General features: G+C 70.6%; 20 protein-coding genes and 1 riboswitch. Of the genes, 12 read left to right on the top strand and 8 right to left on the bottom strand.

What is annotated here, in order from left to right; all coding sequences use genetic code 11:
• Nucleotides 1–80: 80 nt before the first annotated feature.
• Nucleotides 81–4445, top strand: a complete 4365-nt coding sequence (locus ABT115_RS21985) for a S8 family serine peptidase (RefSeq protein ID WP_351792432.1) — start codon at nucleotides 81–83, stop codon at nucleotides 4443–4445.
• 130 nt (nucleotides 4446–4575) lie between these two features.
• On the opposite strand, the gene ABT115_RS21980 is transcribed toward ABT115_RS21985, so the two are convergent.
• Both ABT115_RS21980 and ABT115_RS21975 read right to left on the bottom strand, forming a co-directional pair.
• On the bottom strand, nucleotides 4576–5808 hold the full coding sequence (locus ABT115_RS21980) for an MFS transporter (protein WP_351792429.1): 1233 nt from the start codon (nucleotides 5806–5808) through the stop codon (nucleotides 4576–4578).
• Between the two features lie 26 nt (nucleotides 5809–5834).
• Nucleotides 5835–6029, bottom strand: a complete 195-nt coding sequence (locus ABT115_RS21975) for a hypothetical protein (RefSeq protein WP_351792427.1) — start codon at nucleotides 6027–6029, stop codon at nucleotides 5835–5837.
• A 62-nt stretch (nucleotides 6030–6091) separates the two neighbouring features.
• Nucleotides 6092–6222, top strand: a riboswitch (FMN riboswitch).
• Between the two features lie 155 nt (nucleotides 6223–6377).
• Here ABT115_RS21975 and ribD point away from each other — a divergent pair.
• The 10 genes from ribD to ABT115_RS21925 all read left to right on the top strand — a co-directional run bounded on the left by ribD (nucleotide 6378) and on the right by ABT115_RS21925 (nucleotide 14934).
• Nucleotides 6378–7478, top strand: coding sequence for a bifunctional diaminohydroxyphosphoribosylaminopyrimidine deaminase/5-amino-6-(5-phosphoribosylamino)uracil reductase RibD (gene ribD / locus ABT115_RS21970; protein WP_351792424.1), 1101 nt, complete (start codon nucleotides 6378–6380; stop codon nucleotides 7476–7478).
• Nucleotides 7479–8096 carry a riboflavin synthase gene (locus ABT115_RS21965; RefSeq protein WP_351792422.1) on the top strand — a complete coding sequence of 206 codons (618 nt, stop codon included), beginning with the start codon at nucleotides 7479–7481 and terminating at the stop codon, nucleotides 8094–8096.
• Complete coding sequence (locus tag ABT115_RS21960) at nucleotides 8093–8737, top strand: nicotinamide mononucleotide transporter family protein (protein WP_351792419.1); 645 nt, start codon at nucleotides 8093–8095, stop codon at nucleotides 8735–8737. The genes ABT115_RS21965 and ABT115_RS21960 overlap by 4 nt, the downstream gene beginning before the upstream one ends.
• Nucleotides 8734–10032, top strand: a complete 1299-nt coding sequence (locus tag ABT115_RS21955; RefSeq protein WP_351792417.1) for a bifunctional 3,4-dihydroxy-2-butanone-4-phosphate synthase/GTP cyclohydrolase II — start codon at nucleotides 8734–8736, stop codon at nucleotides 10030–10032. The genes ABT115_RS21960 and ABT115_RS21955 overlap by 4 nt, the downstream gene beginning before the upstream one ends.
• A gap of 29 nt (nucleotides 10033–10061) precedes the next feature.
• The gene (ribH, locus tag ABT115_RS21950) at nucleotides 10062–10547 is read left to right on the top strand and encodes a 6,7-dimethyl-8-ribityllumazine synthase (protein ID WP_351792414.1); all 486 of its coding nucleotides are present in this window, start codon (nucleotides 10062–10064) and stop codon (nucleotides 10545–10547) included.
• 35 nt (nucleotides 10548–10582) lie between these two features.
• Nucleotides 10583–10855 (top strand): phosphoribosyl-ATP diphosphatase, encoded by a 273-nt coding sequence (locus tag ABT115_RS21945; protein WP_018524273.1) that lies wholly within the window; start codon nucleotides 10583–10585, stop codon nucleotides 10853–10855.
• An 81-nt stretch (nucleotides 10856–10936) separates the two neighbouring features.
• Complete coding sequence (hisG, locus tag ABT115_RS21940; protein ID WP_351792412.1) at nucleotides 10937–11785, top strand: ATP phosphoribosyltransferase; 849 nt, start codon at nucleotides 10937–10939, stop codon at nucleotides 11783–11785.
• A gap of 35 nt (nucleotides 11786–11820) precedes the next feature.
• Nucleotides 11821–12285, top strand: a complete 465-nt coding sequence (locus tag ABT115_RS21935) for a PH domain-containing protein (protein WP_351792410.1) — start codon at nucleotides 11821–11823, stop codon at nucleotides 12283–12285.
• Between the two features lie 184 nt (nucleotides 12286–12469).
• A complete protein-coding gene (locus ABT115_RS21930) occupies nucleotides 12470–13840 on the top strand; it encodes a hemolysin family protein (protein WP_351792407.1) in 1371 nt (456 codons plus the stop codon).
• Complete coding sequence (locus ABT115_RS21925) at nucleotides 13837–14934, top strand: hemolysin family protein (RefSeq protein WP_351792404.1); 1098 nt, start codon at nucleotides 13837–13839, stop codon at nucleotides 14932–14934. The genes ABT115_RS21930 and ABT115_RS21925 overlap by 4 nt, the downstream gene beginning before the upstream one ends.
• Nucleotides 14935–15133: 199 nt before the next feature.
• On the opposite strand, the gene ABT115_RS21920 is transcribed toward ABT115_RS21925, so the two are convergent.
• Together ABT115_RS21920 and ABT115_RS21915 are read right to left on the bottom strand one after the other, a co-directional pair.
• Entirely contained in the window at nucleotides 15134–17044 is a 1911-nt protein-coding gene (locus ABT115_RS21920; protein WP_351792401.1) for an AAA family ATPase, read from the bottom strand.
• Nucleotides 17045–17406: 362 nt separating this feature from the next.
• Nucleotides 17407–18033, bottom strand: coding sequence for a uridine kinase family protein (locus tag ABT115_RS21915; RefSeq protein ID WP_351792399.1), 627 nt, complete (start codon nucleotides 18031–18033; stop codon nucleotides 17407–17409).
• 175 nt (nucleotides 18034–18208) lie between these two features.
• Between ABT115_RS21915 and ABT115_RS21910 the strand changes: the two genes are divergently transcribed.
• Nucleotides 18209–19579 carry a C39 family peptidase gene (locus ABT115_RS21910; RefSeq protein WP_351792396.1) on the top strand — a complete coding sequence of 457 codons (1371 nt, stop codon included), beginning with the start codon at nucleotides 18209–18211 and terminating at the stop codon, nucleotides 19577–19579.
• Here ABT115_RS21910 and ABT115_RS21905 read toward each other — a convergent pair.
• The 4 genes from ABT115_RS21905 to ABT115_RS21890 are packed head-to-tail and all read right to left on the bottom strand — an operon-like array spanning nucleotide 19485 to nucleotide 24869.
• Nucleotides 19485–19817: a tyrosine-type recombinase/integrase gene (locus ABT115_RS21905; RefSeq protein WP_351792455.1), complete on the bottom strand. Its 333-nt coding sequence runs from the start codon at nucleotides 19815–19817 to the stop codon at nucleotides 19485–19487. The genes ABT115_RS21910 and ABT115_RS21905 overlap by 95 nt on opposite strands.
• The gene (locus tag ABT115_RS21900) at nucleotides 19805–20983 is read right to left on the bottom strand and encodes a S8 family serine peptidase (protein WP_351792393.1); all 1179 of its coding nucleotides are present in this window, start codon (nucleotides 20981–20983) and stop codon (nucleotides 19805–19807) included. The genes ABT115_RS21905 and ABT115_RS21900 overlap by 13 nt, the downstream gene beginning before the upstream one ends.
• 35 nt (nucleotides 20984–21018) lie before the next feature.
• Complete coding sequence (locus ABT115_RS21895) at nucleotides 21019–21585, bottom strand: hypothetical protein (protein ID WP_351792390.1); 567 nt, start codon at nucleotides 21583–21585, stop codon at nucleotides 21019–21021.
• Nucleotides 21582–24869 carry an AAA family ATPase gene (locus ABT115_RS21890; protein ID WP_351792387.1) on the bottom strand — a complete coding sequence of 1096 codons (3288 nt, stop codon included), beginning with the start codon at nucleotides 24867–24869 and terminating at the stop codon, nucleotides 21582–21584. Before ABT115_RS21890 ends, ABT115_RS21895 begins: the two co-directional genes overlap by 4 nt.
• Nucleotides 24870–24880 lie beyond the last annotated feature (11 nt).

Raw genomic sequence — 24880 nt, 5'->3', positions numbered from 1 at the left:
ATTGCTGCGCACTGGTTCCGACTGCGAGATTCCGGGACGGGCTCGCGACCGAGCCGGGACACGTGACCAGAAGGAGCAGCGTGAGACGCAAGCGACCCCAACCACTCACTACGGTCGGCGCAGCGGTGTTGGCAGCTACGGTCCTGATGATCGGCCAGCCGCCCTTCGCCGCGGCAGCGACGGACAGCCCGGGGAGCGACGGACGGGGGACGAGCGTCCCGCGGGTGCCCGTTGCGGAGCCGTCGCCGGCGGCCGACGATCCGTATCAGCCGCCCACGGACGACAAGGGATTCCAGCCGCTGGACGCCACGGCGTCCGTCGGCAGAAGTTCGGAGAAGCTCGGCGTCCACGACACCCAGGTGCTGCAGCAGGCGCAGGCCACCAAGACCAAGACCGTCACGGTGATGCTGCTCGCCAAGTCGAGCAACACCAAGGAGGTAACGGCGGCCGTCGCCAAGGCCGGCGGCGCCGTAGGCAAGGTCCAGCCCGAGATCGGCTACGTGCGGGCCACTGTTCCGACCGGCAAGGTCCAGAGCCTGGCCGCGCTCCCGGTGGTGAAGGCCATCGATCTGGACAAGACGTTCCGTGTGCCGAGCCCGGAGCTGGGCAACGCCGTCAGCCCGGCTGGAGCCGAGGCGAGGGCTGCTCATCCGGCGGCGCCGAACGCGACCACGCCGGCCGACAATCCGTATATGCCGGTCAACGACATCGGTGCCGTCGATTTCGTTGCGGCGCACCAGAAGTGGGACGGGCGTGGGATCACTGTCGGAGTGCTCGACACCGGCGTCGACCTCGATCATCCGGCCCTGCAGAAAACCAGCGACGGGCGGCCGAAGGTGGTCGACTGGGTGACGGCCACCGATCCGGTGACGGACGGCGATGGAACCTGGGTGCAGATGAAGAAGGCAGTGACTGGTCCCCGGTTCGACTACGCCGGGGCCACATGGACGGCCCCGGAGGGATCATTCCAACTCGGCCTGTTCTACGAGATGAGCACCACCCACAGCGATTTCGGTGGCGATCTCAACAACAATGGCTCCACCAACGATAGGTTCGGCGCGCTGTACGACCCGCAGACCCACCGGGTGTGGGTGGATGCCGACGGCGACCACGACTTCACCGATGCGCCGGCGATGCTGCCATACGGCCAGCAGCGGCAGATCGGCCATTTCGGTACCGAAGATCCGCGAACCGCTGTTACCGAGCGGATTCCGTTCGTCGTGGACTACCGCGACAACGTCGACCTGTCGCCGCTGGGCGGCAGTTCCGTCGGCAAGGTGGCGAACTACGTGAACATCGGGTTGCCGTCGGGGTCGCACGGCACCCATGTCGCGGGAATCACCGCCGGCACGTCGTTGTTCGGCGGCGCGATGCACGGTGTGGCTCCCGGCGCGCAGATCGTCTCGTCCCGGGCCTGCACCTGGGGCGGCGGTTGCACAGAGGCGGCGCTCACCGAAGGCATGATCGACCTGGTCGTCAATCGCGGCGTCGATGTGGTGAACCTGTCGATCGGCGGGTTGCCGGCGCTCAACGACGGATCCGACGTGATCTCCCAGCTGTACAACAAGCTGACCGCCAACTTCGGCGTGCAGATCGTGGTGGCGGCCGGTAACGAGGGCGCGGGCACCAACACCGTCGGCTCCCCGGCGGTCTCCTCGTCGGTGCTGGCCGTTGCAGCCTCGGTGAGCAAGGAAACCTGGTGGGCCAACTACGGTTCCGCGGTCGATGCACCGCAGGGACTGTTCGGGTTCTCCTCCCACGGCCCGTCCGAGGACGGTGCGCTCGCACCCGCGGTCAGCGCCCCGGGATCGGCGATCTCCTCGATCCCCGGCTGGTTGGAAGGTGAGGCCGTGCCGGAAGCGGGCTACTCACTGCCGGTCGGCTACGGCATGGCGAACGGAACCTCTATGGCAGCACCCCAGGTGGCCGGAGCCGCTGCCCTGTTGCTGTCGGCGGCGAAGTCCCGACACGTCGAATCCGGCCCAACGGCGCTGCGCGCCGTGCTGACAGGAACGGCGACACCCATCGACGGAGTGCCGACCACCGCCCAGGGCGCCGGACTGGTCGACGTCCCGGCCGCCTGGAAGCAGCTCTCGAAGGGCGTGCGGATCGACAACTATGACGTCTCCGCTCCGGTGTGCACGGTGCTGTCGGGCAATCTGGCCACGCCGAACAGCGGCGCCGGAATCTACAACCGGTGCCTGCCCGGGTCGGGTGGGCAGCCGGTCGCGACCGGCAAGTCCTACCGGGTGACGGTGACCAGGACCAGCGGAAAGGCCGGAAGCACCAGTAGCCGGATCGGCTGGATCGGCAACGACGGCACGTTCCGGGCACCGAAGACCCTCTCGTCGCGGCGCGACGCCTCGAACACCGTGACGGTGACCGCCACTCCGGCGACGACCGGTGTGCACAGCGCGATCATGACGATCGACGATCCGACGACGGTCGGCATCGACCGGTTCGTAGCGGTTACCGTGCTGGCGGCGGATCCGTTGCGCGGCCCGACATATCAGGTCAGCAAGATCGGAACCCTTGGTCGCGCCCAAGCGACGTCGTTCCTGGTTGCGGTGCCGCAGGGCGTCGAAGCCCTGCAGATGAACCTTGACGGACTGGCCAAGGGCAGCCAGATGCGAGTCCTGCCCATCGGTCCCGACGGGATCCCGGCAGACTCCAACGCCAGCAATCACTGCTACACCGGATACAGCGATCCGACCGGATGTGATCCGCGATCCAGGGCCGTGCTGCGGCCGAAGGCGGGCATCTGGGAGTTCGTCGTGGAAGCCCGACGCACCTCCGAGACCGCCAAGAACCCCTTCGCCGCATCGATTTCATTGCAGGGAATGTCGTTTGCGCCGGACGTGACGACCTTGCCGTCGGCCACCGTGCACCAGAAGGCGTCGGTCGAGTTCACCGGGACGAACACCTGGGGCACGGCGAAGCTCAAGGCCACCGACGGTGAGCTCGGGTTCGTCCGGAACCTGTTCTCCACCGTCGCGAACGGAGAGCTCACGGCGAATCGGGTCGACGTGCCGCGGCAGTCGACGCGATTGGACCTGACGTTGACCCCACGCTCCGACGATGCCGATCTCGACATGTACATCGTCGGAGCCCGCGGCATCGCAGCCACCAGCATGAACATCGGCCCGGGCGTGGAGCGCATCGTCCTGGACGATCCGGCACCTGGCACCTACTTCGTGGTGGTGACCGGCGCCAACGTCCCGTCCGGCCCAGTTACCTTCGACTATCACGAGGAGATGTTCTCCCGCGGCATCGGGACCATCACGGCACAGTCCGACAAGGCGTTCCGGCTCGAGCCGGGACAGTCGATGCCGGTGGGCGCCGACATCGACCTGAGCGCGGTCACCCGGACGAGCGAGCCGGTGATCGGCCGGGTCCGAGTGGCCAACACGGACGGCACCATCGTCGGCGCAGCGAAGGTCAGGATCAACAGGGTCGTCGCGCCGAAGCTGGCGGCGGTGAAATGGGAAAAGCCTTTCGTCGGTGCCAAACTCACCAACAGCGGCGTCGTCGCAGGCGATCGACAGTTCAACGCCAACATGACGCCGACAACCTGGACCAAGGAGTCCGGGTTCACCAACCTGGCCCTGGGGACGGCGAAGAACGGCTCGGCGCTGGACATGAATGAGCGCCAGGAAGCGGCCGGGCTGCTCTATTACAGCGGTGAAGGAGTCACCCGGCCGACCGTGTGGGCGGCCGACGGCAGTGTGACGGACCTCGGGCTGCCGGATTGGCGGGAAAGGGCCTACGGCAGCGGGTACGCCACCGGCATCAGCGACAGCGGGACCGTCGTCGGGTTCGCGAGCCTTCAGTACCGGGAGAACGGACAGGGACACACCTACGTGGACCCGTTCAGTTGGACCAGAAACGGCGGATACACGAAGCTGGCCCACCTGTCGGACAACACCACGGAGACCCAACCGAGAGCGATCAACGCCCAAGGCACTGCGGTCGGGTCGTCGCGCAACGCTGAGGCTCGATCGCGAGCCGTCACCTGGCAGACCTCAACCGGGAAGATCACCGATCTCGGCACCCTTCCCGGGCAGTTCAACTCGGTTGCCCTGGGCGTCAACGCGGTCGGCTCGGTGGTCGGCGCCAGCGGAGACGACGCGTTCGTCTGGACGCCGGCAGCCGGAATGAAACGCTTGCCCGACTACGGGTTCAACGCCAAGGCGGAGAAGATCACCACCGACGGCTGGATCCTCGGCACCGTGGAACTGCAGCCCGACTTCGAGGTTTCGGCGCTGTGGGATCCGCAGGGCCGGCTCTGGGATCTGTCGGCAATGATCCCCGGGGACGATTGGTTCCTGCCGACCTACAGCTTCGGCATCAACGAAAACCACGATCTGATGGTCTACGGCGAAGGCGGGCCCACCGGATCCCCGTCGAGCACTGTCCTGCTGCACATACCGGATCAGATCTCGTAATAGCTCTTGCGTACCGACCGCGACCGTGTCCGGCCTGAGGCGACTCAGAGCCGGCCACGGTCGCGTGCGTACCAGCCGAGCAGAATCCGGGAGGTTCCTCGACCGGCCGGTGCCCCGCGCAGCCGCCGACTCAGAGGCGCGGCTCGGCCGCTGCCGTGCTCGGAGCGACGGCGCCCGGGGACGACACGGCCCCGCGGTCGCCCGCCCGCAGCACGCCGGCCCCCAGCACCAGGCCGAACGCCAGCACCGTCACCAGGCCGAACGACACGACCAGCGACGTCGCCTCGGCCAGTGAGCCGATCGCGGACGGGGCGATGAGCCCGGAGGTGTACGTGATGGTGGCGACGCCCGCAATCGCCTGACTCGGGTTCGGGCCGCTGCGTCCGGCTGCGGCGAAGGCGAGGGGGACGACCACGGCGACACCGAGGCCGAGGAGCCCGAAGCCGCACATCACCAGTACCGCGCTCGGTGACGCGACCACGAGCAGTCCGCCGACCGTCGCGAGGACGCCGCCGACCCGCACGGTCCTGACCGCCCCGAAGCGGTCGACGACCTTGTCGCCGACGATCCGGGCGACGGCCATCGTGAGCGCGAACGCCGTCGTGGACGCCGCGGCGAGCCCGGCGGAGGTGTCCATGACGTCCCGGAGATAGACCGCCGACCAGTCCAGGCTGGCCCCCTCCGCGAACACCGCGCAGAAGCCCACCGCGCCGATGACCAGCGCCGACTTCGGCGGCAGCGTGAAGCGCGGCGGCGGCTCCTCGTCCGGCTCGCTGCGCAGATCCAGTACGCCCTGGCAGGCGATCAGACCGAGCGCGGTGAGGACGAGAGCGGCGAGAGTGTGATGCAGCCGTGCATCGGAGCCCAGATGTGCGGCCACCGTGCCCACCGCCGAACCGACCAGGGCGCCCACGCTCCACATCCCGTGCAGCCCGGACATGATCGATTTGTTGAGGCGGTTCTCCACCTCGACACCGAGGGCGTTCATCGCCACGTCCGACATGCCGGCCGTCGCTCCGTACACGAAGAGCGCGGCGCACAGCGTCAGCAGGTTGGGTGCCAGCGCGGGCAGGATCAGCGCCAGCGTCCACAAGGCGAGCAGGCCGCGCAGCGCGGTTCTGGAGCCGAAGCGATGGCTGACCGCACCGGCCAGCGGCATCGCGAGCGAGGCGCCGATCGCCGGGAAGGCCAGGGCGAGACCGAGTTGCCCGGCACTGACCCCCGCGTGGTCCTGGATCCAGGGCACCCGGGTGGCGAAGCTGCCGGTCACCGCGCCGTGCACGGCGAAGACCGCGGCGACGGCGAACCTGGCCCGCTTCACCTGCTCCATGCCGAAGACCGTCTGTGCGGAATCCGTTGTCACCGTCGTGCCCTCCCCTGGGAATCCTCTCACCGAGGCCGCCGCCGAACGGGCCGCCGCACTGCGAACGCACCGCTCGCGAGGCGGGCGCCGCCCCGCTGCACAGTGTCGGCCTCGCCCTGCGTCCACCAACCATCCTTCCGCTGGTGGTCGGCGCCCATCTTCTCGCGGCCCTCGGTGTCGTGGGCGGAGCAGTACTCCGTCCGGGCCCGCTTGTGAGCCACTCCACAGGTGCTCGCCCGCATGGCTCATGGGCAGGCGTGGCACACTGACCGTGTACCAGCAGCAGCGCACTCCGGGGTCGGTGCAATTCCGAACCGGCGGTTATAGTCCGCGACCCGTCCGCATCCAGCGGCCGGTTGACCAGGTGAGATTCCTGGACCGACGGTTAAAGTCCGGATGGGAGGCAGTGCGCGGCGGGCCGTTTCACGGGTACGCCGCCGTCGGCGGATGGTCTTCGGGCAACCGTCCATCCGTGATTTCGGCATTCGGCGTCCCCCTGTTGCGTTCCCGCTTCATCTGTCGTCATCGACAGGCCCCGGAGTCCGTGCCCGAAGAGGCAGGAGGACCCGGTGGACACCGCAGCCGACATCACCGCCATGCGCCGAGCGATCACGCTCGCAGCGCGCGGTCTCGGCTCCACCAGCCCCAACCCGGTCGTCGGCTGCGTCATTCTCGACGCCGCAGGCCTGCAGGTCGGTGAAGGATTCCACCAGCGCGCCGGCGGGCCGCACGCAGAGATCCACGCCCTGTGCGCCGCAGGCGACAGGGCCCGGGGCGGCACTGCCTACGTCACCCTCGAACCTTGTAATCACACCGGACGCACCGGTCCCTGCGCCCAGGCGCTCATCGAGGCCGGTGTCGCCCGCGTCGTCTACGCCGTCGGCGACCCGAACCCGCAGGCCACCGGAGGCGCGGACACCCTGCGCGCGGCCGGGGTCAAGGCCGAACAGGGGCTCCTCGCGGACGAGGCCGAGGCGGGCAACGCGGCCTGGCTGACCTCGGCGCGCCTGGGCCGCCCGTACGTCCTGTGGAAGTACGCGGCGACCCTCGACGGCCGGATCGCGGCCGCCGACGCCACCAGCCGCTGGATCACCTCTCCCGAGTCCCGGGCCGACGTCCATCGGCTGCGCGCCGAGGCCGACGCCGTCGTGGTCGGCTCGGGCACCGCCCGTACCGACGACCCACAGCTCGCGGTACGGGGTATCGAAGGTGCTGTACAGCCCCTGCGGGTGGTCGTCGACACCGGTGCCACCGCCGTGCGCCCAGGCGCCCGCGTCCTCGACGACGCCGCGCCCACCCTGATCGCCGTCGCCGGTGATGCCGATGCCCGTCATCTCCCCGAAGGGGCCGTCCTGCGGCTGCCGCGCGCCGCCACCGGCCCCGGCCTGGACATCCTCGCCCTGCTCACCGCCCTGTACGGGCGGGGCATCCGCTCCATACTCCTCGAAGGCGGCCCGACCCTGGCCGGGGCCTTCGTCGCGGCGGCAAAGGTCGACAAGGTCGTCGGCTATCTCGCCCCCGTGCTCCTCGGCGCCGGCCCCGCGGCCCTCGCCGACGCCGGAATCTCCACCATCGCCGATGCGTTGCGCCTCGATGTGACCGAGACCGTCCGTATCGGCCCCGATCTGCGCATCACAGCCGCCATCGGCCCTGCCCGGAAGGGGAACTGAGTGTTCACCGGAATTGTCGAAGAACTGGGTGAGGTCACCGCTGTCGAGAAGCTCGGCGACGCCTCCCGCTTCCGTCTGCGCGGTCCCGTCGTCACCGAAGGCGCCAAGCACGGCGACTCCATCGCCGTCAACGGCGTCTGCCTCACCGTCGTCGACTTCGGCGAGCACGAGTTCACCGCCGATGTGATGGCCGAGACCCTGAACCGGTCCAGCCTCGGTGCCCTGGAGGTCGGCTCCCGGGTCAACCTGGAGCGCCCCATGGCGGTCGGCGGCAGGCTCGGCGGACACATCGTCCAGGGCCATGTCGACGGCACAGGCCGCATCGTCGAGCGCGAGATCTCCGAGAACTGGGAGATCGTGAAGATCTCCCTCCCCGCGGACCTGACCCGCTATGTGGTGGAGAAGGGGTCGATCACCGTCGACGGCGTGAGCCTGACCGTCGTGGACGCCGGACCCGACTACTTCACCATCAGCCTCATCCCCACCACCCTCGCCCTGACCACGCTCGGCATCAAGGAGCCGGGCGACCCGGTCAACCTCGAGGTGGACGTCATCGCGAAGTACGTCGAGCGGCTGCTCGGCAACACCGCGCAGGAATCCGAGGAGCCTGCGAGGTGACTGCGCTGAACTGGCTGAACGCGGAGGCGTTCACCGTCTTCGGACAGCACATCATCTGGTCCGACATGATCGGCAACACGGTCGGTCTGATCGCGCTGACGCTGGGCTGGCTCCGCTCGGTCTGGACCTGGCCGGCGCAGCTCCTGTCCGGCGTCGTCCTGGTCGCCGCCAACGCCTCCGTGCACCAGGCGGGCAGCGTAGGCAAGCAGCTCGTGGTCATCGCCGTGGCCGTCTGGGGCTGGCAGCAGTGGACCCGGGGCAAGCGGCAGGCGCAGGACGGTTCCATCGCCGTACGGTTCGCCACCTGGCGCGAGCGCGGCTGTCTGCTGGGCGGTGCCGTGCTCGGCACCCTCGCGGTCGGCGGCCTGTTCACCGCGTTTCCTTCGCTCTCCTGGAGCCCGTGGGCGGACGCGTACATATTCGCCGGGACGCTCGTGGCGATGCTTGCCCAGGCCCGCGGCCTGGTCGAGTTCTGGTTCGCCTGGCTCCTCGTCGACCTGGTCGGCGTACCGCTGAACTTCCGCAGTGGTCTCGCCTTCTCCGGTCTCATCTACATCGTGTACGGCGCCCTCGTCCTGTGGGGCATGCGCGACTGGTGGCTGCGTTCGCGGACACCCGCTCTGGAAGGAGCCACGGCATGACTGCCCAGCCCACCTGGTTGCACCGGGAAGACGAAGGCGTCGTCGAGGACCTCACCCTCGACCCCGTCGAGCAGGCGATCCGCGACATCGCCGCCGGACGGCCCGTCGTGGTCGTCGACGACGAGGACCGGGAGAACGAGGGCGACCTCGTCATCGCGGCCGAGAAGGCCACCCCCGAGATCGTCGCGTTCATGATGAGCGAGTGCCGCGGTCTGATCTGCGCACCCATGGAGAACGACGAGCTGGAACGGCTCGAGCTGCCGCAGATGGTCGACCACAACACCGAGTCGATGCGCACGGCGTTCACCGTCTCCGTCGACGCATCGGCGGTGCACGGCGTGACCACCGGCATCTCCGCTGCCGACCGTGCCACCACGCTCCGGATGCTGGCGGGCGGCGAGGCCGGGCCCGGCGACTTCGTACGGCCCGGCCACATCTTCCCGCTCCGTGCCCGCTCCGGCGGTGTGCTGGTCCGCAACGGCCACACCGAGGCCGCCGTCGACCTCGCCCGGCTCGCCGGACTGCGGCCCGCCGGAGCGATCGTCGAGATCGCCGGCGAGGACGGCTTGATGCTGCGGCTGCCCCAGTTGGTCCCGTTCGCCCGCAAGCACGGCCTCACGATCATCTCCATCGATGACCTGATCGCCTACCGCCGCACCTCGGAGCCGACCGTCCGCCGCGCAGCCGAGGTACGGCTGCCGACGAGCTTCGGCGCGTTCACCGCGTACGGCTACCGCTCCATGACCGACGGCGTCGAGCATGTCGCGCTCGTCCATGGCGACATCGGGAACGGCGACGACGTCCTGGTGCGGATCCACTCCGAGTGTCTGACCGGCGACATCTTCCAGTCGCAGCGCTGCGACTGCGGGCCACAGCTGCACGCCTCCATGCGACGGATCAATGAGGAGGGCCGCGGCGTCGTCATCTATCTGCGCGGCCACGAGGGCCGGGGCATCGGCCTGCTGTCCAAGCTGCGCGCCTACGAACTCCAGGAGCGCGGCATCGACACCCTCGACGCCAACCTGGAACTCGGTCTGCCCGCCGACGCCCGGGACTACGCGGCGGGCGCCCAGATCCTCAAGGACCTCGGCGTCCACAGCCTGCGGCTGATGACCAACAACCCCGACAAGACGGCCGCGGTCCTGCGGCACGGTCTGGCCGTCACCGGCCGCGAGCCGATGCCCGTCCAGGCCGGCGAACACAATCTGCGCTACCTGCGCACCAAGCGCGACCGCATGGGGCACGACCTGCCCTGGCTCGACGCCGCCACGGCGTCGACCTGCGGCAACCAGTAACGATCACGGAAACGAGCAGCAGGAGAGACATGAGCGGCAAGGGTGCACCCGAACTGTCCGTACGCAACTGCGGCGACCTGCGTGTGGCGGTCGTCGCCGCCCAGTGGCACGAGAAGGTCATGGCCGGACTCGTCGACGGCGCGCTGCGTGCCCTGCGCGAGCTGGGCATCGACGAGCCGACCCTGCTCCGGGTGCCCGGCAGCTTCGAGCTCCCGGTGGTTGCCAAGGTTCTCGCCGGTCGCGGTTACGACGCGGTCGTCGCCCTCGGCGTGATCATCCGCGGCGGCACCCCGCACTTCGAGTATGTGTCCCACGGCGTCACCAACGGCCTGACCCAGGTGGCCGTCGACACCGGAGTCCCGGTCGGCTTCGGCGTACTCACCTGCGACACCGAAGAGCAGGCCCTCGACCGGGCCGGGCTGGAAGGCTCCAACGAGGACAAGGGGCACGAAGCGGTCACCGCGGCCGTCGCCACCGCCGCCACGCTGCGTACGGTCAACGAGCCCTGGCGCTGAGTGGGGGGCGTGCACCCCGTACCCTAAGGACCATCATGGCGAACAAAACCTTCGAAGAGCTCTTCGCCGAGCTGCAGCTCAAGGCCGCCAACGGCGACCCCTCCACCTCCCGTACCGCCGAGCTCGTGGACAAGGGTGTCCATGCCATCGGCAAGAAGGTCGTCGAGGAGGCCGCCGAAGTCTGGATGGCCGCCGAGCACGAGAGCAAGGACGCCGCCGCCGAGGAGATCTCCCAGCTGCTGTACCACGTCCAGGTGATGATGGTCGCCCGCGGGATCTCCCTCGACGACGTCTACGCCCACCTCTGAGTACGACCTGAGCACCACGTAGCACTCCGTACATCCGCACATCCGTACAGCACTCTCTCCTCGCAAAGGAAACCTGAACTCATGCTGCGCATCGCCGTACCCAACAAGGGTTCACTCTCCGGGCCTGCGATGGCGATGCTCCATGAGGCCGGCTACCAGCAGCGCACGGAGTCCAAGGAGCTCGTACTCGTCGACCCCGAGAACGAGGTCGAGTTCTTCTACCTGCGGCCACGCGACATCGCGATCTACGTCAGCTCCGGCCGCCTCGACATCGGCATCACCGGCCGCGACCTGCTGCTGGACTCCGGCGCCGACTCCGAGGAGATCCTCCAGCTCGGCTTCGCCCGCTCCACCTTCCGCTACGCCACCAAGCCCGGCACGGCCCAGGGCCCGCAGGACTTCGACGGCAAGGCGATCGCCACCTCCTACGAGGGCATCGTTGCCAAGCACCTCGCCGACGCCGGCGTCAACGCCTCCGTCGTCCACCTCGACGGCGCGGTCGAGACCGCCATCGAACTCGGTGTCGCCCAGGTCATCGCCGACGTCGTGGAGACCGGCACCAGCCTGCGCAACGCCGGACTCGTAGTCATCGGCGAGCCGATCATGAAGTCGGAAGCGGTCGTCATCCGCCGCACCGGCGCACCGGACGACGACCCCAAGGTGCAGCAGTTCCTCCGCCGCCTCCAGGGCGTCCTGGTCGCCCGCAGCTACGTGATGATGGACTACGACTGCCGCGTCGAGCACCTGGAGCGCGCGGTCGCCCTCACTCCGGGCCTGGAGTCGCCGACCATCTCCCCGCTGCACCACGAGGGCTGGGTCGCCGTCCGTTCCATGGTCGCCGCCCGGGAGGCCCAGCGGATCATGGACGATCTGTATGACCTCGGCGCCCGCGCCATCCTCACCACCGCCATCCACGCCTGCCGCCTCTGACGGCCGGGCGATCACTCGGAAGACAGAAGAACGCCATGTCCGCCCCTGCGCCCCGGTCCGAACTCCCTGCACTGCCTGTCACGTTCCGGCCGACCCGAACCCGGGTGGTCCTGCTGACCGTGGGGGCGGCGATGGTCGTCGTCATCACCGCGGTCGCCCTGACCCTGGAGCAGCTGAGCGCGGGGGAGCAGTCCAGCTTCATCTTCACCGCGCTGCTGTTCTTCGGTGTGCTGGCGCTGCTCAGCCGCCCGAAGGTCGTCGCGAACGAGGAAGGGGTGACGGTGGTCAATCTCACCCGGACGCGCCGGCTGTCCTGGGCGGAGGTTGTCCGCGTCAACCTGCGCGCCGGCGACCCCTGGGTCTTTCTCGACCTGAGCGACGGGACCAGCATGCCCGTCCTCGGTATCCAGCCGGGAATCGGCAAGCAGCAGGCCATCCGCGACGCCGGTGCGCTCCGCGCCCTCGCCGAGCACCACGGCACCGGCAAGGACCACAGCTGAGCCCCTTGCCTCGTACGGCCACTTCTTGATTACTCTGGAGGACGGCGGCGCCCTGTGCGCCCCGCCCCGCACGAGCGGTCCATGAGGCCGGCGGGGCTTTCCTGCGACCCGAGGAGTGACTCCTTCCAGCAATGGACGGACCGTCCGGTAGTACCTGCGCCGCCCCTGCCCCGGAGGCGGCGGCATGACCATCCCCCTGCTGCTTCTGAGCGCAGCGTTCCTTCTCATCCTCGCCAACGGATTCTTCGTGGCGGCCGAGTTCGGGCTCGTCACGGTGGAGCGGCCGGACGCCGAGCGCGCCGCCGCCGAGGGCGACCGACGGGCCCGCACCGTCGTCGAAGCCTTGCGTGAACTCTCCTTCCAGCTCTCCGGCACCCAGCTCGGCATCACCATCACCTCACTGGTCGTCGGTATGCTCGCCGAACCGGCACTCGCCCAACTGCTGGACGGCCCCCTCACCGCGACCGGTCTGCCCGACGGCGCCGTACCCGGCATCAGCATGGTGATCGGGATGATGGTGGCCTCGGCCGTCCAGATGGTGATCGGCGAGCTCGTGCCCAAGAACTGGGCGGTCTCCCGGCCGCTCCAGGTCGCCCGGTTCGTCGCCGGCCCCCAGTACCGTTTCTCCGCCGCCCTCCGACCGGTGATCAGCATGCTGAACACGGTCGCCAACCGGCTGGTACGCCTGCTGGGTGTCGAACCCACCGACGAGCTGGCCTCCGCCCGTACCCCCGGAGAACTGGTCTCCCTGGCCCGGCACTCGGCCGAGGCCGGCACCCTCGAACAGGACACCGCGGATCTCTTCGTGCGGACCCTGTCGCTCGCCGGACTCACCGCACAGCACGTCATGACCCCACGGGTGAAGGTCAGCGCCCTGCAGTCCTCGGCGACGGCGCAGGACGTCCTCAACCTCACCCGCGCCACCGGCCTCTCCCGCTTTCCCGTCTACCGGGAGCGCATCGACGAGGTCATCGGAATGATCTACCTCAAGGACGCGCTCGCCGTGCCCGCCCAGGACCGGCTGCGCATACCGGCGCGCCGGATCGCCGTACCGCCGCTGCTGGTGCCGGAATCCCTGCCCGTCGAACAGCTGCTTCAGCGGCTGCGCAACGAGCAGCCGATCGCCGTGGTGGTCGACGAGTACGGCGGCACCGCCGGAGTCGTCACCCTTGAGGACATCATCGAGGAACTCGTCGGCGAGGTCAGGGACGAGCACGATGCCGAAGGCGCCGACCGGCCCGAACTGGCCCCTGCAGCTCCCGAGGACGGCCGCCCGGCCTGGGACGCCGAAGGCAGCTGCCGGGTCCTGACCCTGCGCCGGATAGGGCTCGACGTACCCGACGGACCGTACGAGACCGTGGCCGGACTCGTCGCCGATCTGCTGGGACGCATCCCCGCCCCCGGTGACCGGGCGGAACTGCCCGGCTGGCGGATCTCCGTCCGCCAGGTCGGCCACTACCGCGCCGAGAAGGTCCGCTTCGTACGCGTGGCCGAGGTGATGGACCCCGTCACCGAGGCATCGGTGACCCACGGCGTCCTGGAGGCCGTGCGATGAGCCTTGTCCAACTGCTTTTCGCCGCGCTCCTCGTGCTGGCGAACGGCTTCTTCGTCGGTGCCGAGTTCGCCCTCGTCTCCGTACGGCGCAGCCAGGTCGAACCCCTGGCGGCTGCCGGGTCGGGCCGGGCCCGCCAGGTGCTGTACGGCCTGGAGAACCTGCCGCAGATGATGGCCGCCGCCCAGTTCGGCATCACCATCTGCTCGCTGACCCTCGGCGCCGTCGCCGAACCGACCGTCGCCCATCTGCTGGAGCCGGTCTTCCAGGCGGTCAACCTGCCCGAGGGGCTCATCCATCCGCTCTGCTACGTACTGGCGCTCGTCTTCGTGGTGTTCCTCCACCTCGTCATCGGCGAAATGGTCCCGAAGAACCTCGCGATGGCGGCGCCGGAGAAGACCGCGCTGTGGTTCAGCCCCGGCCTCGTCGGCTTCGCCCGCATCTGCCGTCCAATCACCTCCGCACTGGGTGCCTGCGCCCGGCTGGTGCTCCGGCTCTTCGGTGTCGAACCGAAGGACGAGGTGGAGGCCGTCTTCACCAGTGAGCAGCTCAACCGGCTCGTCGAGGACTCCGGCCAGGCCGGACTGCTGGAGCCGGAGGCACGGGAGCGGCTGGAGGACGCACTGGAACTGGGCAGCAGGCCCGTCACCGATGTGCTGCTCAGCCGGGCCTCTCTGGTGACGGTCGACCCCTCCGTCACCCCGCACCGGATCGAGGAGCTGACCGTACGGACCGGCTACTCGCGCTTTCCCGTGTGCGCGGAGGGCGGCGGCCCGTTCATGGGCTATCTGCACGTCAAGGACGTCCTGGACCTGGAGGACGGCGAGCGGGCCGTCCCCCAGCAGGTGTGGCGCCCGATGGCGACCGTACGGGCCGAGCTGCCCCTGGACGACGCCCTGACCGTGATGCGCCGAGCGGCCACGCATCTGGCACAGGTCGCCGACGCGTCCGGCCGGGTCCTCGGCCTGGTCGCCATGGAGGACGTCCTGGAGATGCTGGTCGGTGAGGTGCGCGACCCGGCCCACCGGGTCTCGGTGCCGCGCCGGGCGGAGGAGACGACGACCGGCTACGGCGAACTCACCGCGGCGGCCCGCTAAGGGCTGTCCCGTAATCCCTGGCGGGCGCGCGACGACAGCTACGGCACCTCGCCGCGTTGTCGGAACGTCCGCATACATCCAGTATGCGGACGTCCCTCCGCCTTGGTCTGGCCGGGGGCGTCTGGCATGCACGCCCGCCGCTCCGGCTCCCGGACGCCGGAGGGCGCGGTCCCGCCGCCCCGGCGTCCTCGGGCGCTTCTCACAACACCGGCGGTTCCTGGGGCCCCCGGTCCACCGGTCCCCGGCCGGACAGTACCTCGCCGTACGCCTGCATCAGATCCGGCAGCCGCAGTGTGGCCAGGTCATCTCGGTCCGGCACAGCCGCATAGCCGGAGAGCCGCAGATCGCGGTAGGCGCAGCTCTTCTCGTACAGGGTGCGCAGGAACCGTCCGTTGCCCAGTTCGTCGATCCAGCCCTGCTCCACGACATGACCGCTGATGGAGCGCAGCTCCTCCAGGGACTCCTCGTCCCACGCATCGCCGTTCTCCGTGGCCAGCACCTCACCGATGGAGGTGAGCTCCAGGGGCCGGTAGCTCGGGAAGTCCACCCGGGTGGTGAAGCGTGAGGAGAGCCCCGGATTGGTGGCCAGCAGCCGGTCCATGCCTTCCGGATAGCCCGCGAGGATGACGACGAGATGGTCCCGGTTGTCCTCCGCGCGCTTGAGGAGGACCTGGAGGGCCTCGTCGCCGTACGCGTCACCCTTGCTGTAGCCGGTGTTGAAGAGGCTGTACGCCTCGTCGACGAAGAGCACCCCGCCGAGCGCCGAGTCGATCAGCTCATTGGCCTTGACGGCGGTCTGGCCGAGGAACTCGCCCACCAGATCTGCCCGTTGGGCCTCGACGAGGTGGTCGCCGCCGAGCAGACCGAGAGCGTAGAAGACTCGGCCGAGGATGCGGGCCACCGTGGTCTTGCCGGTGCCGGAGGGGCCCGAGAAGACGAAATGGCGTTTCGGCGGCTGTACGGGAAGCCCCTGGCCGGCCCGCAGCCGTGCCATGTTGAGCTGCGCGGACAACGCCTTGACCTGGCGTTTGACCGGTTCCAGGCCGACCATCCGCTCCAGCTCCGCCAGCGCCTCGGCGAGCAGTACCGGATCGCTGGGCCCGGCCGGGAAGGGGGCTGCCGGCCGGCCGGGCACCGCGGTCTTCCGCCGCGCCGTGCCGGACGGCGGTGGCACTCCGAGGCCCACGAGCCCCGGTGTCTCGCTGCCCGGCCGCAGTTCCCGGCCGTCCACCAGATCGGTGCCGAGCAGCGCATCCCCGTCCGGCTGTGCCTCCGCCCCGGCGTCCTTGCCGAACCCGGCCAGGGGCACGGCGGTCAGACCGGCGGCCTCGTCGGTCCCTTCGAGACCGTCGTAGTCCGCGATCGCGGCGAGTCGCGCCGAGGTATCCATGAACGCCGGATCGATCCGGTGCACCGCGCGGTAGAGCGGCAGGGCGGCCGCGCTGCGGCCGGTGCCCTCGTGCGCGCGGGCCAGCCAGTAGCGCAGCTCCTTGCGCTGCGGCTGCTCGCTGCGGCAGCGCATCAGTGCGGCGGAGAGCAGCGGCTCGGCCTGCCCGTACATCTCCAGCCGCACCCGCGCCATCCCGCCGAACAGCCCCGCCTCGATACCGAGCACCGGATCGTCGGTCAGCTGCTCGGTGTTGCGTACGAGTTGCTCCCAGTCCTTGACCAGGTAGGAGCGGCAGGCGTGCAGGAAGCGCACCTGCGGGTCCGTGTCCACTGGCGGCAGGCCGGCCAGCGCACGGTCCAGTTCGGGGACATGGCGCCCGTCCAGCCAGTGCGAGGCGTGCGCGAGGAGCAGATCGCGTGGGCTTTCCAGCACCGGCTGCACCCACCAGCCCAGCCAGTACCAGGAGTTGAGCGTGCGCCGATGGCGGGTGCGCTGTTCACCGAAGCGTTCGCGGTGGCGGTACATGCGCAGCAGCGCCGTCGTGGTGTCGACCCTCAGCGCGTGCAGGCCGAGCCAGCCGTCCGCCATGCCGGGATCGATCCGTACCGCAGCCCGGAACTCCTCCTCGGCCTGTGGGTAGGCGCCCATGGTGTAGGCGTCCACGCCGCGCAGCCAGGCGAGGTCGGCCGGGGCCTGTGCGCCCTGCGTGCCGATGTCCATCTGGTCCCCCACAAACGTGCCCCCAGGATGTCCCGCCGCACGACCTGCCCGCCGAGGCGCGCTGAATCACTGTGCCACGGACGGGATTTGACCGCACCGAGAGGCATCGTACCTGCGCAGGGAGTGTGCGACTAAGAGCACCGCAGGCGGAAGGGAGACCGTGACCGAGGGTGAGCGGAATCCGTCGAACAGGCAGGAGGGCGAGGGTGCAAGGGCAGAACGAAGCCCCCGATCACGGGGGAACAACCGGGGGCTTCGTGTCTGTGAGGGCTCCGAAAAGCCGCACATTGAGAACGTAAGACCTGTACCGCCCTCGGGTCAAGCAGAGTTGAGGTACTTCCGGGCCGTTTTCTCACCACTCATCACGGCGGCGCCATGTGATCACGTTCCGTGACGGGATGGTTCGCTCCTGCTGCCGTGGCGGACCTCTCCAGCCACTCGTACCCCACAGGCAACTGCCGTACCAGAGCATCCGCGTGGGAGCGCGAGGGATCGACCGAGAAGTGCTCCGCCTCGGCAGCCGTCCACCCGTCCCAGAAGGCCGAAAGAGCCGGTCCGTCCCGGCGGCGGCCCCGTTTCCAGGACTCCGCGGCGGCGAGATCCATCCACAGCAGCTGTGCCAGATGCGGCCGCAGCGCACGGCGGCCCGCCCCGACCCCCTCGATCAGCACCACCGGTGCGGGCTCCAGGCTGCGCGGCGCCGCGAACGTCCGCGCGGTCCAGTCGTACGGCGCGTAGCGCGCGCACTCACCGCGCGACAGGGGTCCGATCACCTGCTCCCGCAGCCGGTCCACCCAGGTGAAGAAGGACTCATGGGTGGCCAGGTCGTCCAGACGCAGTACGGGGGCGTCGTCGAGCGCGGCCGCGAGGCGGGACGCGAAGGTGCTCTTCCCCGATCCCGCGTGGCCGTCGACGGCGATCAGCCGCACCGGTCCGCAGGACGGCGCCAGGGTTCGCAGCCGCGCGGCGAGGAGCGAGAGGTCGTTCATGCGCCCCAGCCTACGAGCCGATCCGAAGCAATCGCAGGTCGCGCCAGTGGACTGGACCAATATTGGTTCATCGGTGCGAGTGGAACCGCTGGCCGAACCGGGCCGCGACCCGCAATAGTTGGCGCACTGTCGTGTACCCGCAGCGTCATTTCGCTTACGACCGGGGGTCTCGCCCATGAACAGACCGACCTCGCGCAGAACCGTCCTGACCGCCGCACTCGCGGCAGCGGCCACCGCCGGCACGGTGTCGTCCGCCGACTCCGCAACCGCCGCCGTTCCCTCCGACGCCCCGTCCCTCACCTCCCCGGCAGCCGCTTCTCTTGCGGACAACCGTTCCTGGCACACGTACACCGACTGGCGCTGCGGCTTCGGCGCCGGGACGCGGGCCGTCGCGGGCCGCCGGCCCGGTCTGGTGATCGGCCACGCCGAGGGGCGCACCGACTACACCGATCCGCACACCGGCCTGACCACCACCTGGGAGTACGCGACCTGGACCTCGCCGGTCCACCGGTCCGCCGTCCCGGCGACCGAGGTGATCGCCTCCTGGAACGCCGACACCCCGGCGGGCACCTGGATCCAGATCGAGCTCCAGGGCCGCTACTCGGACGCCACCTCCACACCCTGGTACGTGATGGGTCGGTGGGCCGCCGGCGACGGTGACATCCGCCGGACGTCGGTCGACGACCAGACCGACGGCAAGAGCTCCATCTGGACCGACACCTTCTCGGTGGACGACGCGGCGAGCGGGCTGCGGCTGGTCTCGTACCGGTTGCGGCTCACCCTCCACCGCCTCCCGGGCACCCGCCGCACGCCCACCGTCTGGCGGCTCGGCGCGATGGCGTCCGACATCCCGGACCGCTTCACCGTGCCCGCCAGCACCCCCGGTCTCGCCCGGGAGCTGCTGGTGCCGCGTTACTCGCAGAATGTGCACGCGGGCCAGTACCCGGAGTACGACAACGGCGGCGAGGCCTGGTGCAGCCCCACCTCCTCTCAAATGATCATCGAGTACTGGGGGCGCAGGCCCACCGCCGAGGACCTCGCCTGGGTCAAGCCGGGCCTGCCCGACCCTCAGGTCTGCCACGCTGCCCGGTTCACGTACGACTACCAGTACGAGGGCTGCGGCAACTGGCCGTTCAACGCCGCGTACGCCGCGACGTACGACGGCCTGAGCGCCGTGGTGACCAGGCTCCGCTCGCTGACGGACCTGGAGACGCTGATCCGGGCCGGCATCCCGGTCATCACGTCGCAGTCCTTCCTCAAGGAGGAACTGACCGGCGCCGGGTACGGCACCTCCGGCCATCTCATGACCGTGATCGGGTTCACCGCGGACGGCGACGTCGTCGCGAACGACCCGGCCTCGCCGAGCGACGAGGCGGTGCGCCGGGTCTACAAGCGCCGGGAGTGGGAGAACATCTGGCTGCGCACCAAGCGGTACGACGCGAACGGCAAGGTCAGGAGCGGTACGGGCGGGGTCTGCTACATCTTCTGGCCCGCTGAGCCAGCACCGAGCCAGCACCGCGCACTGCGGTCGCTCGGCCTGCTGTGAGCATGTACGGCCCCACGGCCGTCTCGGCCACCTGACGGCAGCGCTCCCGGCCGTCCTGCGTGAGGTGGCCGTACCGGTCCACCGTGACCTTGATCGAACGATGTCCGAACCGGCGGGACACCTCGTGGATGGACACACCGTTCGTCAGGGCCACGGTGGTCCATTTGTGGCGCGAGTCGTGCGGGTTGTATGCGGGCGACCGAGCCGCCTGATGGCGCGGTCCGCCTACGGCGCCGATCCTCCCGGCCGCCAGCCCCGGCGGCGGGCCCGGGGAAGGGTGAACGCGGCGAAGCCCGTGATCAGGACGGCCGCCCCGGCGGCGGAGGTGATGGCGATGGCCGTGGTGCGGCCGGAGTGGGCCTCGGCGGGCGGCATGCGGAGGGCTGCCGGGGTCTGGGGGGACGGGACGGCCGAGGGATCGGGGGCCGGAGCGGTGACGGCCGCCGCCGGGTCCACCGTTCCCGCGCCGACCAGCGCCTTGTCGGCAGGGATGTGATACGCCGTCGCGGTGAGACGGTCACACAGCTGAGAGGGCGTCAGATCCGGGTGCGCCGCGAGGGTGAGTGCGGCGGCGCCCGCGACGAAGGCGGTGGCCAGATCGGCACCGTCGCCGGTGAAGCTGCCCGTACCGCCGGGGCCGACACTCATCACGGCAATGCCGGGCGCAGCCAGATCGGGCGCGGTGCGGGGCGTGAGCTTCTGATCCGGGACACCGCCCGGTCCGAGTGCGGCGACGGCCAGGACGCCCGGCAACGCGGCCGGATAGGCGGCCGGGGCGGGGGCATTCCCGGAACCCGTGACCGTGCTGCCCGACGCGTACGCCGGGGCGATCACCACCGCGCCGTGGCGTTCCGCGTTACGGACCGCCGCGACGAGCGCCGGACTGCTCCGGGACAGGGCGATCGGGACATCGATGACACGCGCACGGCGGACGACGGCCGCGTCGATCCCGGCGGCCACGCTGTCCGCAGTGGCGGTGCCGTCCGACGCGGTGGCGCGGACGGCGATGATCCCGGCCTCGGGGGCGACCCCCGCGAACCCCGTGCCGGGGCGCGGCGCGGCGGCGATCAGGCCCGCGACGAACGTGCCGTGGCCGATGCAGTCGGTCCCGGCGGCCGCGGTGGCCGGTGTGACGCGACCCGCGAGGGCGGGGCTGCGCACGGCGTCCACGCCGGTGTCGACGACGGCGACGGTGACGCCCGCGCCTCGGGTGGTGTCCCAGGCACGGGACGGAGCGATGTACTGCTGCGGCCACGGGACATCGGCGGGATGCTGCCGGGACGGCTTGACGCAGCCGCCGTCCCGGGGCGGGGCAGTGGAGATCCGGGGCAGGCCGGGGTCGGCCGCGGCGGGGGAGGCCGCGATGAGCGGTCCGGCCGCGGTCAGGACAGCAGTCAGCAGCACGGGCAGGGTACGGACTGCCCTACGGGGTGGCCAGGTCATCGGGACGTGCCCCCCTCCGTGGCCGGGGCCTCGGCCCTGCCGGGCGCGGCGGTGCCGGGGCGCGGGGCACGGGCCGGTGCGGCGCCCGGCGTCGCGGTGCGCGTGCGGTCCGCCGTACCGGGTGCGGGGGTTGTACCGGGGGCCGAGCGCGGTGCGGTGCGCTCCTGCCACGGCGCCGGGCCGGCCGACGCGTCCGTCCTCGGGCGGCGCGGGTCACGGACCGGGGCGGAGGAGCGGTGCTCCGGGGAGGGAGCGGCCGAGTCCGAGGAGGCGGCGGTGCCCCGGGGACGGGAGGCGGCAGGGGGCTGCGCGGTGACCCTCGGCCGGTCGGTGTCCCCGGGGTTTTCGGACGTAGCAGGGCTCTCGGGTGTGGCGGGACCGGCGGTGGTACGGCGCGGGGACACCGGGTCCAGTGGCGGCACCGGCTCCGCCGGCCGCCGCGGAACTTCCTGCGTGCTCTCGTCCAGCACCGCGCGTGGGCACGCGGGGTTGAAGGACTCGAAGCAGGTGGCACACCGGCCGGTCCTCGGGTGCCTGCCGGTCGCCTTGTGTTCCTCCGTCATTCCGTCACATCCTCGGGGAGCAGCAGCCGCAGCTGGTCTGTGTCCGCGTCCGGGACGGACGCGAGCCGCCCGGCCTGGCGGGTCATCATCTGTTCGAGCACGGTGCGGGCGTAGCGCCCGTTGCCGAAGCTCGGGCCGCGGTCGACCCCGGCGAAGTGGCGACGCAGCGCGTCCAGCGTGGCGGGCGCGCACTCGTAACCGTCCCGGGTGCTCTGGCGGCGCACAATCTCGACCAGCTCGTCGGCGCTGTACGAGGCGAAGGTGACGGCGCGTCCGAAGCGTGAGGCCAGACCGGGGTTGGAGCCCAGGAAGCGGGCCATCTCGCCTTCGTAGCCCGCCGCCACCACGACCGTGTCGTCCCGGTGGTCCTCCATCAGCTTGAGCAAGGTGTCGACGGCCTCCCGGCCGAAGTCGGAGCCCGAACCGCCGTCGGGGGTGAGGGCATACGCTTCGTCGATGAACAGCACCCCGCCCCGGGCCCGCGCGAACACCTCCTTGGTGAGCTGGGCGGTGTGACCGACGTACCGGCCGACGAGATCGGCGCGGGACACCTCCACCAGCTGGCCGCGCGGCAGCACCGACATCGCGCCCAGTAGTTCGCCGTAGAGCCGGGCCACCGACGTCTTGCCGGTGCCGGGCGGGCCGGTGAACACCAGATGGTGGGCGACGGCCGGGGCGGGCAGCCCGGCGGCCTTGCGGCGGCGTGTCGCCGACAGCAGGTTGACGACATCGCGGACCTGCGCCTTGACGCCCTCCAGGCCGATCAGGCCGTCGAGTTCGGCGAGCAGTGCGGTGAGGCGCTCGGACTGGCGGCCCGGAGCACTCTGCCCCGCGACGACACGTGCGGCCTCCTCGCCGACATCCGTCGGGACGAGAACGGTGAGGTCCTCCTCCGTGACGTCCGGGGACTCGGCGAGCCGAAACGCCTGGCGGTCCACCATCTCCTCGAACACCTTGCGGGCCGCGCGGGCGTTGCCGAACGACTCGTCCCGGTGCATCTGCTCGAAGTGGTGGGTCAGGGCCCTCTCGGTGTCCTCGCGGATCGTGAACCGGTGCTGCTCGCCCTGGCGCTTCACGATGGTGAGCAGTTCGTCCACCGAGTAGTTCTCGAACTCCAGGGTGCGGCTGAACCGCGACCCCAGACCGGGGTTGGACTCCAGGAAGCTCCGCATCTGCTGCGAGTACCCGGCGGCGATGACGACGATGTCCTCGCGGTGGTCCTCCATCAGCTTGACCAGGGTGTCGACGGCCTCCCGGCCGAAGTCGGGGCCGCTGCCGCCATCCGCGGTGAGGGTGTACGCCTCGTCAACGAACAGCACGCCGCCGAGGGCCTGTTCGAACACCTCGGTGGTCTTGATGGCGGTGCCGCCGATGATCTTCGCGACGAGATCGGCGCGGGCCACTTCCACCAGGTGCCCGGAGCGCAGGACGCCGAGTGAGGCGAGGACCGAGCCGTAGAGACGGGCGACGGTGGTCTTGCCGGTGCCGGGCGGCCCGGCGAAGACCAGATGGCGGGCGGTGGCCGGGACGGGCAGCCCCATCTCGCGGCGCCGCCGGGCCAGCTTGTTGAGGTTGACGAGCGTGGCTACCTGCTCCTTGACGGCACGCAGCCCCACCAGCTCGTCGAGCTGGGCGAGCGGCCCGGCGAGCGGTCCGCCGTCCGCGCCCTCGCTCTCCGGGGCGGCGGCACCGTCGCCCCGTCCGCCGAGGACATCGGTCTCGCCGTTGTCCTCGCTGGTCAGCTCGTCCGCGGCGAGGCTGCCGCCAGGGGCGGTGTGACGGACCCCGGCCCCGGCGTTTCCGGTGACGGTGCAGCCCGCCGCCCGTACAGGGCGTTCGGTGGCGATCCGGATGCCGTCGGCCTTTCCGCCGGTGAACTCGCACTCCGTCAGCTCGGCCGCGGCGCCCGCGCCGATGAGGGCGCCGTGGCCTCGGCTGCGCAGGACGCGGGCCCGGACGGCGGTCAGCCCGGCTTCGTCGTCGGTGACCGTGATGCCGTCGCTGCCGGAATCTTCGATGAGGGTGTCGATGAGCTCGGGGGCGCACTTCCCGGCAGCGGCGAACCCGGCTGCCCCGCTTCCGCGCACGGCGACGTCCTGGAACGCCGGGCTCGCCCCGTCGGCGCGGACCCCGCACTGCGCGGCATCGACGACCGAGGTCATCTCGATACGTCCGCGCGCCTCGTCACGGGCGTGCAGGCCATGGCCGCCGGCCTCGACGATCTCGACATCGCGGAGCCTGGCCCGGCTGCCGCCGGCGAGGACGATGCCGTGGCCTCCCGCCCGGTGCACCGTCACCCGGTCGACGCGCGGCGCGCTGTCGGCGTCGATGAGGACGCCCTCGGCCTTGCCGCCGGTCACGAGGGTGCGCTGGACGGCGGGCTCGGCTCGGCCGCGGACCAGGATGCCGGCGGCGAGGGAGTTCTCGGCCAGGCAGTCCGAGAGGGTGCCGCGGGCCTGATCGATCGCGACGAAGCCGCTGCCGCCCGAGTCCCGGGCCTCCACGTTGTTGAGGGCGGGCGCGGCGGTGGCGGAGAGCAGCACCCCGTGAGTGACGCTGTTGACGGCGCAGCAGCCGGTGAGGACGGGCTGGGCGGTGGAGGAGATGTGGAAGCCGATGGTGCAGCCCACGGTGCGGACATCGGTGAGACGGGTGGCGGCCTGTTCCTCCAGGGCGACCCCGGGCTTGGGGGTGCCGTCGACCGTGAGCCGCTCGACGGTGCCGCCCGCGCGCCCGTTGGCCAGCAGGCCGTTGCCGCGGGCGCCGCGGACCGCGCAGTCGCGGATCGCGGGTGCGGAGTCGTCGCCGAGCACCAGGCCGGAGCTGCCGAGGTCCTCGAAGACGCAGTGCTCGACGACGCTGGGCTCGGGGGAGAGGTCGACGAACCCGGCGCCCGCAGGGTTGGCAATGACGCAGTTGCGCATGGCGAGGGAGCCGCGCTCGCGGGAAAGCAGCGCGGTCCAGGAGTGGGCGTGCACCCGGCAGTTCTCCAGTGCCGCCTGGCCGCGCGGCACATCGACGACGGGGGCGTCCTCGTCGCTGCCGCGCAGGATCAGGCCGGAGAGCTTGACGGCCTCGGCGACGACCTGGACGGCGCTGCCGGAATGGGGGGATATCTCGGGCGGGTCGTCGGGGTCGTCGGCGATGAGGGTGACCATCTTGGTGATGACCAGGGACTCGTCGTAGCGGCCGGGACGGAGGCGGATCACACCCCCCGGGCGGGCGGCGACGAGAGCCGACGTGATGCCCTGGTACGGGTCCGCGACGATGGTCTGGCGGGCCATGGTGTTCCTTT

This window comes from Streptomyces sp. NPDC001832 (genome assembly GCF_040297265.1).
Taxonomy (GTDB): Bacteria; Actinomycetota; Actinomycetes; order Streptomycetales; family Streptomycetaceae; genus Streptomyces.
This window is presented reverse-complemented; position numbering and strand designations above follow the sequence as displayed.